The sequence below is a fragment of the uncultured Roseobacter sp. genome, from assembly GCF_947496515.1.
Taxonomy (GTDB): Bacteria; Pseudomonadota; Alphaproteobacteria; order Rhodobacterales; family Rhodobacteraceae; genus Roseobacter.
In genome coordinates this window covers 136,705-151,805 of the sequence record NZ_CANMDB010000010.1, presented here as the reverse complement: position 1 = coordinate 151,805, position 15,101 = coordinate 136,705, and the positions used below count along the sequence as shown (strand labels likewise).

The window sequence follows — 15,101 nt, the reverse complement described above, 5'->3', positions numbered from 1 at the left end:
GTTTGGGAGGAGTTGGGCCGGATGGAGTTTCTGTTCTACCTCGGCGATGTGTTCACGCCCATAAACTTCGGCCTGCTGCTGCTTGGCACCGTCGGCGGGTTGATCCTGGGGGCAACGCCGGGTCTGTCACCGACCATGGCGGTGGCGCTGCTCATCCCCTTTACCTTCAAGCTGGAACCGCAGCAGGGGCTGATCCTGCTGGGGGCCGCCTATACCTCCACCGTGGCGGGGGGTGCTGTGAGTGCCATCCTGCTCAAGATCCCGGGTGCGCCCGCCAATATCGCCACGACACTGGACGGGCATACGATGGCCACCAAGGGCGAAGGGGCCAAGGCCCTACAGCTGTCGTTTCTGGCCTCCGCCGTGGGGGGCCTCTTCGGTGTGTTCCTGTTGATCTTTCTGACACCGGTTCTGGCCGGGTGGGCGCTGGCCTTCGGGCCGTCGCATCTTTTCTGGCTAGCCATTCTGGGGGTGACCGTGATCGGCACGCTTGATTCCAGTTCGGTGGTCAAGGGGTTGCTGTCGGGCTGCATCGGGCTGTGGCTCGCCACCATCGGGTTTGACGACATCATGGGGGCGCAGCGGTTCATCTTTCACCCGTCGGTCAGCGGCGGCATCAACGTGATACCGGCCCTGATCGGGCTCTTTGCCATCCCGCAGGTGATCACCATGTTCACCAAGGGTCGCTCCAGCGAGGATGCCGAGGTGATCAGCGTCGAGCGACACCCCATCCGGCTGGCCTTTATCGAGGTGTTCAGGCGCAAGACGGCCCTTGCCATCGGGACACTCACCGGGTCGATCATCGGGCTGATCCCCGGCGTAGGCGGGCAGATCGCGGGGCTTGTGGCCTATGACCAGTCCAAGAAATTCAGCCGGGAGAGCGAGAAGTTCGGGACCGGCCACAGCGAAGGCGTGATCGCGGCGGAAAGCGCCAATAACGCCATGGTGGGCCCGTCGCTGGTGCCCCTGCTCACGCTATCGATCCCGGGCTCGCCGACGGCTGCGGTGCTGCTGGGCGGGCTCTTGATCCACGGGATCTTTCCCGGCCCGGATCTCTTCATGAACTACCCGCAGGTGGCCTGGACCTTCATCAACTCCATGCTCATAGGCCAGATCCTGATGTGTGTGCTCGGGCTCTACATCGCGGGGCTCGCCGCCAGCGTCGCCCGGGTGCCCCATGCGGTTATGGCCGCAACCGTGCTGGGCCTTGCCGTCTTTGGCAGCTACTCGGTGCAGAACTCCATGGGTGACGTCTATGTCATGGCCACACTTGGGATCGCGATGTATTTTCTCGAACGCTTCGGCTTTTCGGCGGCCCCGCTGGTTCTCGGCCTGATCCTCGGGCCCATTGCAGAGGCGAACTTCATCCAGGGCTCAATGATCGCAAATGCCACCGTGGGCACGGGCGCCTATTTCTTCACCGGCTGGCTGAACTGGCTGCTGATCCTGATCGTCCTGGCCTCGGTCAGCTATTCGGTCTGGATGGAGATCACGGCCCGCCGCTATACCACCAAGGACGACGCGGTCGCCAAGGAGGAGGCGCTGTCATGACCGATCTGCCCCGCACCCAGCATATCGCGGCGTCCGGACTGATTGCTGCGATTGGCATCAGCATCGCCTATATCAGCTTTACGCAGGAACCCGCGGATGCGTTCATCTTTCCGCGGCTCATCGCGTCGGTCTTTGCTGTGCTGGCTGTCTGGACCTTCGTCAAGGCGGTGCTGGGCCGGACAAAGGTCGGCAACGGGATCAGTGGCGTGGCTCTGCGCCGGATGCTGCCCGGGCTGGGTGTCGCGATCGTCTACATCTACTGGGCCGCCAAGGCGCTCGGGTTTTATACCGCCACGGGTGCTGCGTTTTTCGTCCTGCTATCGCTCTACGATCCGGCACCGCATTCTGACATCAAAAGCTGGCTCAAACGGATCCTGATCACCGCTGGTTTCATGGCGGTCATGTACGGTCTTTTCGCGCAACTGCTGAATGTCTTCACACCGAGAGAGATCTTTTTCTGAACCGCAAGAGCGGCGGACTTAACCCTAGGGAGGAACCTATGAAACACTTGATTGCAGGAGCAGCGCTGGCCATGGCCGCGATGACGGGATCGGCCTTTGCCGACGGTCACGCGGACTATCCCGACCGGCCGGTCATGATGATGGTCAGCTACGGCGCAGGGGGTGCCACCGATTTTCAGGCGCGCATCGTTACCATGACGGCGGGAAATGAGGACGCTCTGGGCATGCCGATCGCTATCGTCAACCGCCCCGGCGCAGGCGGGCGCGTCGGCTGGAACTGGTTCGCCTCTGAGGCGGAGGCGGACGGCTATACGCTGGGCGCCTACAATATCCCGCACTTCATCGCACAGTCGATCGAGGGCGGCGTGTCCTATTCCGCTGACAGCTTTGAGCCCATCGCCAACTGGGGTGCCGATCCGGCAGTCTTCGTGGTGGGGGCGGACAGCGCGTTCAACTCGATGGAGGATGTTGTTGCCTATGCCAAGGAGAATCCCGGCGGGCTGACCTTCTCCGGGGCCGGTCTCTTCGTGGGCCACCACATCGCGGCGCTGCAGCTTGAGAAAGCGGCAGGGGTCAAGCTGGCCTACATCCCAAATAACGCGGGCGGTGCCGGTGCCATGCGCGCGGTGATCGCCGGTGACGTTCTGGGCGGTGTCAACAACCTGTCGGATGCGTTCCGGGCGCAGCAGGCGGGCAATGTCAAAATCCTCGGCGTGTTCGATCTGGAACGGAACGCGGAATTCCTGCCCGATGTGCCCACGATGCAGGAACAGGGCTTTGACATCGACAACGCCTCCGTGAATTTCCGGGGCGTGATGGTGCCCAAGGGCACCCCACAGGGGATCATCGACAAGCTGGCGGAGACCGTGCCGGCGATGTTCGAAAACCAGCGGGTGCAAAGCCGGATGGCCGCCGGTGGCTCGCCCATGGCGATCATGACGCGCGACGAGGTACTGGAGATGTGGGCAGCCCGTCAGAAAACGCTCGAAGAGCTTCTGGCAGGTCTCTAAACCAAAAGGTAGCGCCCAGGTGTCGGGCGCTGCCTTTCTTATCAGGACAGTGACATGAACAGTGTTGACGCAATCGCAGAGGTAGAAGCCATCGTTGCCCGCGCCCGCGCAGCACAGCACCGGTTTGAGCAGGGCGGCTCGCAAGAGGCTTACGACCGCGCGGCACAGGCGGCGGGGTGGGCCATCATGGAGCCCGCGCGCAACCGCCATCTGGCGGAGCTTGCGGTCGAAACGACCGGCCTTGGGAATGTGGCTGACAAGATCACCAAGAACCACCGCAAGACGCTGGGGCTGATGCGCGACATTCAACAAGCGCGGACCTTTGGGGTGATCCGCGATGATCCCGCTACCGGCATCACCGAGGTCGCGCGCGCCATGGGCGTGATCGGTGCCGTTGTACCCTCGACCAATCCCGGTGCGACACCCGCCAACAACATCATCAATGCGCTGAAATGCGGCAACGCGATCGTGCTCTCTCCCTCGCCCAAGGGGGTGCCCACCTGTGAGGCGCTGCTGGGCTACATACACGCGGAATTCGACAAGCTAGGCGTGGACCGCGATCTGGTGCAGATGATCCCGGGCCGCGGATCGAAGGAAAAGACGCAACGCCTGCTGGAGATCGCGGATCTGCTCGTCGTGACCGGCAGCCAGAACAACGTGAAACGCGCCTATACCTCCGGGACACCCGCCCTGGCGGTGGGTGCGGGTAATGTCGCGGTGATCGTGGATGAGACCGCGGATCTGGCTGCTGCGGCGAAGAAAATCGAAGCGTCCAAGACGTTCGACAACGCCACCTCCTGTTCCTCGGAAAACGCGGTCGTGGTGGTGGACGCCGTCTATGATGCCTTCGTGGCTGAGATGTCCCGCACCGGCGGTGCCTTGATCACGGACGAGCGGCTGGTAACGGCCAAACACTGGGTCAAAGGGCATCTGAACCCGCAGGTCATCGCGCAGGATGCGCCCGAAATGATCGCGGCGCTCGGGCTGACGGGCGCGGTGCCCGAGGGCACCTCCTATCTTGCAGTCGAGACACGCGGGATCGGGCCGGAGCATCCGCTCTCGGGAGAGAAGCTCAGCCGGGTACTGGCGCTCTACCGCGCGCGGGACTTCGATGACGCCCTGCGGATCACTCAGCATATCCAGTTGCATCAGGGTGCGGGCCATTCCGTTGGTCTGCATACCCAAACGCAGGACCGGGCCCTGATGCTGGCCAAGGCGATCCCCACCAGCCGGGTCATCGTCAATCAGGCGCATACATTTGCGACCGGTGGTTCCTTCACCAACGGGATGCCGTTCTCGCTCTCCATGGGATGCGGGTCCTGGGGCGGGAACTCGATCGACACCAATCTGCACTGGCGGCATTTCATGCAGACGACCAAGATCGTGCGGGAAATCCCCGCCAATGAACCCAGTGTCGAGGACATCTTTGCGGATTATTGGGATGAGGCAGGCAAGTGATCTTTGATCCGGAGACGCCGCCGCAGGGGACGGTGCGGCAGTGGCTGGATGCGCGCGCTGACGGTGATGGCATCGCGGTCGTCTTTCCCGAAACGGGTGAGGCGCTCAGCTGGCGCGATCTGCGCGATACCGCCCGTGACATGGCGCGCGGGCTGACTGGGCTGGGGATAGCGCAGGGTGAGAGCGTCGCCATCGTCCACCCCAACGGGCGAGCCGGGGTGCTGGCGGTTTATGCGGCACTTTATGGCGGGTTCCGGGCGACGATGATCAACCTGGCGGCGGGCCCTGACGCCATTGCCTATGCGCTGGATCACAGTGCGGCGCGCTTTGCCTTTGTGCACGATCACCAGTGCGAAGCGATCCGCGCCATCGCCCCCGACCGCCTGACAATCCTCGATGCGCCGATGCTCGAACACCGGCTGGACATTCCCGCCTTTGGTGCAGATCAGCATGCGCTCCTGATGTATACCTCCGGCACGACGGGTCAGCCCAAGGGTGTGGTGCACAGTCACGCGAGCCTGCTGGCGGGGGGTTGGACCACCGCGATGGCTCACGCGCTGACGCCGCAGGATCGCGGCTTTTGCGTGCTGCCCATCTATCATATCAACGGGCTCTGTGTGACGATGATGGGCGCGCTGGTCTCGGGTGGCTCGCTGGCCATGACGGCGCGGTTCTCTGCCAGCCGGTTCTGGGATCAGGCGGACGCGGCAGAGGTCACGTGGTTCTCGGTCGTGCCGACGATCATCAGCCACCTGCTGCACAGCGACACCAACCCCAGCGAGGCCGCGCGCAAGCGGTTGCGCTTTGGCCGGTCGGCCTCCTCCGCGCTGGCGGTGGAGACGCAATCAGCGTTTGAGAGCCGCTTTCAGGTTCCGGTGATCGAAACGATGGGGCTGACGGAAACCGCCGCGCAGATCCTGTCGAACCCGCTGCCGCCCGGTGTCCGCAAGATCGGCTCGCCCGGAACCGGCTATGGCAACGAGATCCGCATTCTGACCAGGGATCTTGACCCCGCCCCGCCCCTGACCGAAGGGGAAATCGCCGTGCGGGGTCCGAATGTGATGATCGAATACCTGCGCAACCCCGACGCCACGGCCCAAAGCTTCGCGGGCGACTGGCTGCGCACCGGTGACCTGGGGCATATGGATGCGGAGGGGTATGTCTTTGTCACGGGTCGCTTGAAGGAGCTGATCATCAAGGGAGGCGAGAACATCGCCCCGCGCGAGATTGACGAGGTGCTCTACTCCGAGCCCGACATCATCGAAGCGGCTGCTTTTGCCCGACCTTGCACCAGCTACGGGGAGCGGGTGGAGGCGGCAGTGGCGGTCAAACCCGGGTCCGTCCTGTCGGAGGCAGCGCTCATCGCGCTCTGTCACGAACGGCTCGGCAGGTTCAAATCGCCCGACTGCATCCACTTTCTGAGCGAGCTGCCCAAGGGGCCATCCGGCAAGATCCAGAGGCTGAAACTGGCCGCTTTGGTGTGAAGGTCCCGGCGTGGGCAAAACCCCGAGGCAAAGCGAAGACTGTCTCCAAATCATCCGACCTTCAACCTGAGACACCCCGCTTCGCTCAGAGCACTTGCGCAACAGGCACTGTTGCACAGCCCCCGTCAAACCGGAGGTTTGCCTCTGGCAAAACGGGCGTCGCGATTGCGCCACCCTTTGGGCCGGCGCTTCAGCATGAACATTGGGTGTCTCAAATTTAAGGTGGGATGATTTGGATGGGGGTTGGCGGCAAGCCGTCCGTGCGGATCTCTTTGGCAGCCTTCGTCCGGCAAACGCTGAGCACCTGCGCGAGAGGCAGCGTAGATCACTGAACCCCGGTCTTGGGCATCTCGATCGCGCGCAGACTGCGGCGTTCCGCCTCCACCAGATTGGCCTGTTCCGTATAGGCCAGGGCCAGCGCTGCCATGTCGGCGGCTGCAACGGACATCCCGTCCCGGGGACAGCCTGCCAGCGCCTGCAGGCTCTGCCGCAGATGGCGGGCGACCTCGATCATGCCCGCACCGTCCCGCGCAGTCTGGGCAAAGGCCGCTTCGATCAGCCTCGCTGGCGCCGGTGTCGGGACAAAGACGCGGGACGCCTCCGGTGGGTCACTGTCCGCTTCTGTAGCACCATAGCGCCACAGCACGGATTTCAGCCGCAGGATGACCGCGATGGCCGTGCCGGGGTCGTTGATGCCGGGTGACAACGCCCTTGCGGCAATCTCGGACAGCACATCGACGCCAAGCGTCGCGTCCTGTTCGTAGGTGCGCGTATCCCCAAAGACGAAACCCTCCTGCAAGGCCTCCAGACAAGCGTCGTCCACCGGACCGGAGACCTGCGCGATGATCTCACCTTTCAGCACATGGGTGCCCGGCAGGCAGGAGACATAGATCAACCCTTGCTCCGGCAGCTGTTTTTGCAGCCCCGAGACGTCGATCAGTTGCAGATACCCCGAACGCGGCGCGGACAGGCTGGTGGTGCTTTCAGGAAGGACGGTATCGTCGGTGATCGGATTGGCACCAAGCGCTGGCTGCCGTGCCAGGGTTTCCAGGGCCGTGATCGTGCGGTCGGACACCGCCCGCAGGCTGTTGTCCATGCTGCCCAGATCGCTCAGGTGCTGGATCCAGCGCAGCATCGCGATGATGATCAGCACGACCACGAGCACTGCCACCGCCATCACGACAATCGCCACATCATCGGGATAAAGCCCGGCCTGCACCATGACGATGGCCGTCAGGAAGTAGACGAACCCGCCGATGAAAACTGACAGAACCGATTGTGTCGTGGTGTCCTCCAATAGTAGCCGGTGCACCCGGGGCGTCGTGCTGGCGGCGGCTGCCCTGTGCGCGGTGACCATGACATTGAGCGAGAAGGTCGAGACCCCCAGCATGGCGGAGGCCATGATCGTCAGGATGGGTTTGACCGCGGCGATATCGACGAGATCCGACAGGTCATCGCTCAGAAACCGGCGGATCAAGGGGCTGGTCAGCGCCACGATGACCGACAACAGCGCGTAGAGCGTGACCCGCAAGCCAAGGTTGCGGTAATACCGCAGAAAGATCAGAAGGGGCCACTTCAACCGGTGCATATTGTTCCCGCCATTTCGTTCGACCGCAGGCAACGCGCCATCGGTGCCCTGCGCTACTTAGGGTCAATGGAGAGCAAACCCACCGCCGAGCGGGACGCGCAGGTAACGGAGCCACACGATCCGCGCTCGCGGAGCTTTCGTGGACACAGGGGCACGTTGTCGCCTTTGCTGCGGGCGTCAGACCGGGACTTTTTGCTCAGACGCTCTGCGCCGGGGCGCTGATCTCCCGGGCGATCTGTTCCGGTCAGGTGCAGCAGGCCCGCCGCACCCGGAACTCGGACGAGCTCTGCTCTCTCAGCCTTTCTTGAGGACTTCGCGGCCCAGAAGTTCGGCGATCTGCACGGCGTTCAGGGCTGCGCCCTTGCGCAGGTTGTCACTGACGCACCAGAGGTTCAGACCATTGTCGATCGTGCTGTCCTGCCGGATGCGGCTGATGAATGTGGCGAAATCGCCAACGCATTCGACGGGACTGACGTAGCCGCCGTCCTCGCGCTTGTCGATCACCATGATGCCAGGCGCCTCGCGCAGGATCTCGCGGGCTTCTTCCTCGTCCAGATGCTCTTCGAACTCGATGTTGACGGCTTCGGAATGGCCCACGAACACCGGCACCCGCACGCAGGTCGCCGTGACCTTGATCTTGGGGTCCACGATCTTTTTGGTCTCCGCCACCATCTTCCACTCTTCCTTGGTGGAACCGTCTTCCATGAACACGTCGATATGCGGGATCACATTGAACGCGATCTGCTTGGTGAACTTTCGGGCGGGCTTGTCATCGGTCGGGTTGTAGATCGACTTTGTCTGATCCCACAGCTCGTCTATCCCCTCCCTGCCCGCACCCGACACAGATTGGTAGGTCGAGACAACGACGCGCTTGATCGTCGCGCGGTCGTGCAGGGGCTTGAGTGCCACCACCATCTGCGCGGTGGAGCAGTTGGGGTTGGCGATGATGTTCTTCTTGGCATAGCCCGTGATCGCCTGCGGGTTCACCTCGGGCACGATCAGCGGGACGTCCGGGTCGTAGCGGTAGAGCGAGGAATTGTCGATCACCACGCATCCCGCCTTGGCCGCTGCGGGCGCGTATTTCTTGGTGGCCTCGGACCCCACGGCAAAGAGCGCGATGTCCCAGCCGGTGAAATCAAAGGTGTCCAGATCCTTTGTCTTGAGCGTCTTGTCGCCAAAGCTGACCTCCGTACCCAGCGACTTGCGCGAGGCCAGCACCGTGATCTCGTCCACCGGAAAGTGGCGTTCGGCGAGGATGTTCAGCATTTCGCGGCCCACATTACCTGTGGCACCCGCAATGACGACGCGGTAACCCATCTGTCTTACTCCAGTTCAAAGGGATGGTGCGCGCCTGTTATACCTCTTGCCCGGCGGAGGAAAGAGCCGTTAGCCCTCTGCGTCCTTCCATTTGGCCGAAACCGCCTTGGCGTTGTTGAGCAGCAGCGCAATATCCATGGCCACCGCGACAAATCGGGCACCCGCGTTCAGCGAGGACTGGATCATGATGTCATCGGGCGTGAGAATACCCGCCGCCTTGCCGCTATCGCTGATCCGCGTGAGTGCATCCAGGATGGTCGCCTGCATATTCGGGTGCATGGTCTGGCCGAGGTATCCAAGGCTCGCAGACAGATCCGCAGGGCCGATAAAGACACCGTCAACGCCCTCGACACCCAGAATGTCGTCGAGGTTGTCGAGACCGGTCTTGCTCTCGACCTGCACCAGAAGGCAGATCTGCGCGTCCGCCGTAGGGCCGTAGTTATCCATTTGCCCAAAGTCCGACACGCGCCCCACCGCATATCCGACACCGCGTGTGCCCGCGGGGGGATACCGGCAGGCGCGCACCAGCTCGCGGGCCTGATCGGCCGTCTCGACCATGGGTACGAGGATCGTCTGCGCGCCCACATCCAGCACCTGTTTGATCAGCCAGGTCTCTCCGATCGGCAGGCGAACCACCGGATGGCTGGCACTGCCCTTGAGCGCCACCAGCTGATCGCGGATCGAGCGGATGTCGTTGGGCGAATGCTCCCCGTCGATCAGCAGCCAGTCAAAGCCCGCGCTGCCGAGGATCTCTGCGGTGATCGCCTCAGCGAGGCTCATCCAGCAGCCAAAGAGCGTCTCCCCCTCGGCCAGTGATTTCTTGAAGCTGTTGAGAGGCGCGGGCATGGCAGTTCCTTTTCGCTGACGTTCCAGCACCCTAGAGCCTTTCACCCGCCCAGCGAAAGCCCCCCTGTGGCGCGGGTCTCGGCGGCCCTGCGGATCAGCGCGCCGATCTGCATCAGCTGCTCGCCCAGCGGGTTGGTCTTGCGCCAGACCATGCCGATGGTGCGCTGCGGGCAGGGCGCGGGAAAGCGGGTGACGGCCACATCTGCCGTGCGGGTCTCCAGCGGGACGGCCATTTCGGGGATCAACGTCACGCCGATGCCGGCACCGACCATCTGCACCAGGGTCGAGAGCGAGCTGCCTTCCATCAATTCCTGTGGCGCGCTGCCCGAGATATCGCAAAACGCCAGCGCCTGTTCGCGAAAGCAGTGCCCTTCCTCCAGCAGCAAGAGCCGCATGGTGCGCAGTGCGCTGAGGCTGGGCACCGGTTTGGCCCCGTCCGTCGCTGGCCGCACCAGCAGGAAGTCTTCGTCGAACAGCGCGAACTCGCGCAGGCTCGGCTCCGAGATGGGCAGGGCCACGACCGCGATGTCGAGCCGGGCATCAAGCAACCCTTCCACCAGCGAGCCGGTGATCGCCTCACGCGGCTGCAAGTCCAGATCGGGCATCCGCGCGGCCAGCAACCCGATGATCCGCGGCAGCAAGTAGGGCGCGACCGTGGGAATCACCCCCAGCCGCAGGCGTCCGGACAGCGGCCCCGTGGCGGAGCGTTGCAGGTTCTCCAACTCCTCCACGCGCAGGGTGATGTCCTGCGCCCGCGCCAGAAAGTCCTCGCCCAGCGTGGTCAGCCGGATCTGTCGCGCGCTGCGTTCCACGAGCGGGGCACCGATCAATGTCTCCAACTCCTTGATCTGCAATGACAGGGCGGGTTGCGAGATATTGCAGGCCTCCGCCGCCCGACCGAAGTGCCCGTGAGCGGCCAAGGCCTGAAAGTATCGCATGTGTTTCAGCGTGAGCCCAATCATAGGTTTTTCTTATCACGTATTTTTGGATTTCAAATTGGTACTTATCTTTGAACCACTCTAAACTGACAGCAGAACGACAGAATTCCCCTTCATACACAGGAGATCCCCATGGACGGAAGCAACGTGAACCCCGGTGGCGGCTGCCCGGTCATGCACGGTGGTAACACCGGCACCGACAACAGCGTGACGAAATGGTGGCCCGAGGGGCTGAACTTCGACATCCTGCACCAGCACGGTGCACGCACCAGCCCGATGGATGAAGGTTACGACCACCGTGCTGCCGTCAAGGCGCTTGATTTTGACGCGGTCAAGGCCGACGTCGAGGCGCTCATGACCGAAAGCCAGGACTGGTGGCCTGCGGATTGGGGTCACTACGGCGGTCTGATGATCCGTATGGCCTGGCACTCCGCAGGCTCTTACCGGATGGGCGACGGCCGCGGGGGTGCGGGCTCCGGCAACATCCGCTTTGCGCCGCTGAACTCCTGGCCCGACAATGCCAGCATCGACAAGGCGCGCCGTCTGCTCTGGCCGGTCAAGAAGAAATACGGCAACGCGCTCAGCTGGGCCGATCTGATCATCCTGGCGGGCAACATGGCCTATGAATCCATGGGGCTGAAGACCTTTGGCTTCGGCTTCGGTCGCGAGGATATCTGGGGTCCTGAAAAGGACGTCTACTGGGGATCCGAGAACGAATGGCTGGCGCCCTCGCAACAGCGATACGGCGATCTCGACACGCCCTCCACCATGGATAACCCGCTGGCCGCGGTCCATATGGGGCTGATCTATGTGAATCCCGAAGGCGTGAACGGCGAGCCCGATCCAGCCCGCACCGCGCTGCATGTGCGCGAAACTTTCCAGCGGATGGCAATGAACGACGAGGAAACCGCGGCGCTGACCTGCGGCGGCCACACCGTCGGCAAGGCGCACGGCGGCGGCAACGCGCACGACCAGATCGGGGCGGAACCTGAGGGCGAAGGCGTCCACGCACAAGGTTTCGGCTGGGCCAACCCCGGCCATCAGGGCAAGGCAGCCAATGCCTTTACCTCCGGTATCGAGGGCGCGTGGACCAAGCACCCGACGCAATGGGACATGGGCTATTTCGACTATCTCTTTGACTACGAGTGGGAGCTGACGAAATCCCCCGCGGGTGCGCATCAGTGGAAGCCGGTGAATATGCCGGAAAGCGAGATGCCGCTCAACGCGTCTGATCCGTCCAAACGCGACATGCCGATGATGACGGACGCGGATATGGCGATGAAAGTGGACCCGATCTACAATGAGATCTGCCAGAAGTTCCGTGCAGATCCCGAGTATTTTGCCGATACCTTCGGGCGCGCATGGTTCAAGCTGACCCACCGCGACATGGGGCCCAAGGACAATTACTACGGTCCAGACGTCCCCGCCGAAGATCTGATCTGGCAGGATCCGATCCCCGCCGGTGCCACGGATTACGATGTGGCCGCCGTCAAGGCCAAGATCGCCGACAGCGGGCTGAGCGGGCCAGAGATGATCGCCACCGCCTGGGACAGCGCGCGCACCTTCCGCGGGTCGGACAAGCGGGGCGGCGCCAACGGTGCCCGCATCCGTCTGGCTCCTCAGAAAGACTGGGAAGCCAACGAGCCCGAGCGTCTGGCCAAGGTGCTGGGCGTGCTGGAGCCCATTGCCGCAGAGACCGGCGCGTCCATCGCAGACGTCATCGTGCTGGCGGGTAACGTCGGGTTGGAACAGTCGATCAAAGCTGCGGGCTACAGCGCAGAGGTGCCCTTTGCCCCCGGTCGCGGCGATGCCACCGATGCGCAAACCGACGCCGAGAGCTTTGACGTGCTGGAGCCTTTCGCCGATGGTTTCCGTAACTTCGAGAAGGACAAATATGACGTCACGCCCGAGGCGATGTTGTTGGATCGAGCACAACTGCTGGGCCTGACGGCGGCGGAGATGACGGTGCTCATTGGCGGCATGCGCGTGCTGGGGGTCAACCACGGCGGCTCCAAACACGGTGTATTCACCGACCGCGAGGGTCAGTTGACCACGGACTTCTTCGTGAACCTGACCGATATGGCGAACACATGGGCGCCCATCGATGCGGGGGATCACTACGAGGTGCGCGACCGCAAGACCGGCGATGTCAAATGGACGGCGACCAGTGCCGATCTCGTCTTTGGGTCCAGCTCGATCCTGCGCGGCTACGCGGAAGTCTACGCGCAGGACGACAACAAGGAGAAGTTCGTGCGTGATTTTGTCAGCGCCTGGACCAAGGTCATGACCGCTGACCGTTTCGATCTGGTCGCGTGATGCAAGAACCCCCAGGCGGTTTTTACTGCCCGGGGAACGATCTCTGAAGCATCCAAGACTTATCGGTTTTCAAACAGATATTTGAGACCTCTCGACCGGCGGCAGCGCCGGGCAGCGCCCGACCCTTCCTCGGGGAGGGCACTTCTCGTCCACCCTGAAGCATCCGACCTTCAACCTGAGACACCCGACGTTCATGCTGAAGCGCCGTTCCGAGGGGTGGCGCAATCGCGCCGCCCCTTGGGGGCGGAACGGCGCGGCGCAACAGTGCCTGTTGCGCGGGTGCTCTGAACGAAGCGGTGTGTCTCAGGTTGAAGGTCAGATCCTTTAGGCTCGGTCGTTGCCCTTGGATCTGGACGGCAACTACAGGGGTGTCGCGCAGCCGCTGTTCAAACCGGTTAGCTCATTAAGACGCAATGTCTACCGCTGCGACAGCGTCGCCAGATCGCCAAAGATCTTCTGCCCGTGCTCGGCCAGATAGATCCGCAGCCAGGGTGTGAACCGCTCGGGCGTCTCAGCCACCGCCGCGCGCAGCGCGTCAAAGCGCATCCACTCCACGGCCATGACCTCTTCGGGGTTCGGCGTGACGCTGAGATCCCGTGTGGCCTGCGCCACATAGACCTCCACCACCTCATGCTCCGTCAGCCCGCCGCCCACATCGGCGCGATATTCCAGATGGTGCCGATGCTCAGGGGTCAGCCCGGTCACACCGATCTCTTCGTCCAGCCGCCGCATGGCACAGTCGAGCGGATCTTCCTCCCACGCCGGATGGGTACAACAGGTGTTCGTCCAGAGACCGGGCGTGTGGTATTTGCACAGGGCCCGCTGCTGCATCAGCACCGCATCGCCCGCCAGTACAAAGACCGACACCGCCTTGTGCCGCAGTCCTTTGACGTGCGCTTCGAGCTTTTCAACCGGGGTCAGCGTGCCTTTGACCCAGGCGGGGATCATGATCGTCATACGCGCGTAGGTGCCACCAGACCGCTGAGATGCGCAAGGTTCTTCAACCCGATTTTCAGATGCGCCATGGGCCGCGCCTTCACCAGCTTCTTGTTCATGTAGGCCTCGAAGGTCAGCCGCTGTACGTCGATGTCATGGCAGAGCGACACGAAGCGCTCGCGCCGCTCGTCACTGCGGTAGTATGCGTTCTGCATGGAGCCAAGCACGCGGAACACGGTCTTGTGCTCCTTCATGAAAAGGCTGCGCGCCAGCCGAAGATCGCGCACCCGGCCCGAGGCCAGCGTGGCTGCACAGGCGGTGGCCGCCACGCGCCCGCCAACCATCGCGTAGTAGATCCCTTCGCCGGAGGAGGGTGCGACGACACCAGCCGCATCGCCTGCCAGCACCACGTCGCGGCCATTGTCCCAGCGGTCGAGCGGTTTCAGCGGGATCGGCGCACCTTCGCGCCGGAGGGTCTCGCAGCCCGCCAGACCTGCGGTTTCGCGCAATGCGGCGGTCGCCTGTTTCAGATCGACCGACGACACCTCTGTGCCCATGCCGACGCTGGCGCTGTCGCCATGCGGGAAGATCCAGCCGTAGAAATCGGGCGAGATGTCACCATCGTAGATCACGTCACAGCGGACGGGATCGTAGATGTCCGACTTGGGCGGTGCCTTGATGATTTCGTGATAGGCCAGCACATAAGGGATCTTGTCACCACCCGGCACTTCTGCGCGACCAACTTTGGAGCGCGCGCCATCCGCGCCGATCACCAGCTTGGTCTGCACCCGGCGTTCCTCGCCACTTGCCTTTTCGCGGTAGACCACGAAGGTGCGCACGCCCTCGCGCTCGATCCGCAGAAAGGTCCCGGTCAGCGCCGTGGCGCCGGCGGCTTCCGCCCGGGCGCGCAGGAACGGGTCGAAATCCTTGCGGTCCACCATGCCGACAAAGCCGTTCTCGATAGGGATATCCACGTGCCGCCCGGTGGGAGAGATCATGCGGGCCGTGTTGACCTTGGCGACCAGCTGATCATCTGTGATGCCGAAATCCTGCATCAGCCGGGGTGGAATGGCGCCACCGCAGGGTTTGATCCGCCCCTCGCGGTCCAGCAGTGCCACGCTATGGCCCGAGTGCAGCAGATCCAGCGCCGCGGTGGCCCCCGACGGTCCACCGCCCACGACAAAGACATCATACAT

The 15,101-nt window shown here is 63.2% G+C and carries 12 protein-coding genes; 6 read left to right on the top strand and 6 right to left on the bottom strand.

The window, feature by feature from the left end:
• Positions 1 to 21: 21 nt before the first annotated feature.
• From Q1A53_RS17035 to Q1A53_RS17015, 5 genes are read left to right on the top strand one after another with little or no spacing between them, the layout of a single operon-like run.
• On the top strand, positions 22 to 1,551 hold the full coding sequence (locus Q1A53_RS17035; RefSeq protein WP_299968842.1) for a tripartite tricarboxylate transporter permease: 1,530 nt from the start codon (positions 22 to 24) through the stop codon (positions 1,549 to 1,551).
• The gene (locus tag Q1A53_RS17030) at positions 1,548 to 2,012 is read left to right on the top strand and encodes a tripartite tricarboxylate transporter TctB family protein (protein ID WP_299968841.1); all 465 of its coding nucleotides are present in this window, start codon (positions 1,548 to 1,550) and stop codon (positions 2,010 to 2,012) included. The genes Q1A53_RS17035 and Q1A53_RS17030 overlap by 4 nt, the downstream gene beginning before the upstream one ends.
• Before the next feature lie 38 nt (positions 2,013 to 2,050).
• Positions 2,051 to 3,022: a tripartite tricarboxylate transporter substrate binding protein gene (locus Q1A53_RS17025; RefSeq protein WP_299968840.1), complete on the top strand. Its 972-nt coding sequence runs from the start codon at positions 2,051 to 2,053 to the stop codon at positions 3,020 to 3,022.
• A 54-nt stretch (positions 3,023 to 3,076) separates the two neighbouring features.
• Complete coding sequence (locus tag Q1A53_RS17020) at positions 3,077 to 4,480, top strand: aldehyde dehydrogenase family protein (RefSeq protein ID WP_299968839.1); 1,404 nt, start codon at positions 3,077 to 3,079, stop codon at positions 4,478 to 4,480.
• A complete protein-coding gene (locus Q1A53_RS17015; RefSeq protein WP_299968838.1) occupies positions 4,477 to 5,964 on the top strand; it encodes an AMP-binding protein in 1,488 nt (495 codons plus the stop codon). The genes Q1A53_RS17020 and Q1A53_RS17015 overlap by 4 nt, the downstream gene beginning before the upstream one ends.
• A gap of 325 nt (positions 5,965 to 6,289) precedes the next feature.
• On the opposite strand, the gene Q1A53_RS17010 is transcribed toward Q1A53_RS17015, so the two are convergent.
• The 4 genes from Q1A53_RS17010 to Q1A53_RS16995 all read right to left on the bottom strand — a co-directional run bounded on the left by Q1A53_RS17010 (position 6,290) and on the right by Q1A53_RS16995 (position 10,677).
• A complete protein-coding gene (locus Q1A53_RS17010) occupies positions 6,290 to 7,552 on the bottom strand; it encodes a DUF2254 domain-containing protein (protein ID WP_299968837.1) in 1,263 nt (420 codons plus the stop codon).
• 294 nt (positions 7,553 to 7,846) lie between these two features.
• On the bottom strand, positions 7,847 to 8,869 hold the full coding sequence (locus tag Q1A53_RS17005) for an aspartate-semialdehyde dehydrogenase (protein ID WP_299968836.1): 1,023 nt from the start codon (positions 8,867 to 8,869) through the stop codon (positions 7,847 to 7,849).
• A 69-nt stretch (positions 8,870 to 8,938) separates the two neighbouring features.
• Positions 8,939 to 9,715, bottom strand: coding sequence for an HpcH/HpaI aldolase/citrate lyase family protein (locus Q1A53_RS17000; RefSeq protein ID WP_299968835.1), 777 nt, complete (start codon positions 9,713 to 9,715; stop codon positions 8,939 to 8,941).
• 41 nt (positions 9,716 to 9,756) lie between these two features.
• Positions 9,757 to 10,677: a hydrogen peroxide-inducible genes activator gene (locus Q1A53_RS16995; RefSeq protein ID WP_299968834.1), complete on the bottom strand. Its 921-nt coding sequence runs from the start codon at positions 10,675 to 10,677 to the stop codon at positions 9,757 to 9,759.
• Between the two features lie 108 nt (positions 10,678 to 10,785).
• On the opposite strand from Q1A53_RS16995, the gene katG reads away from it, so the two are divergent.
• Complete coding sequence (katG, locus tag Q1A53_RS16990; protein ID WP_299968833.1) at positions 10,786 to 12,969, top strand: catalase/peroxidase HPI; 2,184 nt, start codon at positions 10,786 to 10,788, stop codon at positions 12,967 to 12,969.
• 417 nt (positions 12,970 to 13,386) lie between these two features.
• On the opposite strand, the gene idi is transcribed toward katG, so the two are convergent.
• On the bottom strand, positions 13,387 to 13,926 hold the full coding sequence (idi, locus tag Q1A53_RS16985; protein ID WP_299968832.1) for an isopentenyl-diphosphate delta-isomerase: 540 nt from the start codon (positions 13,924 to 13,926) through the stop codon (positions 13,387 to 13,389).
• Positions 13,923 to 15,101 carry a geranylgeranyl diphosphate reductase gene (locus Q1A53_RS16980; protein WP_299968831.1) on the bottom strand — a complete coding sequence of 393 codons (1,179 nt, stop codon included), beginning with the start codon at positions 15,099 to 15,101 and terminating at the stop codon, positions 13,923 to 13,925. The genes idi and Q1A53_RS16980 overlap by 4 nt, the downstream gene beginning before the upstream one ends.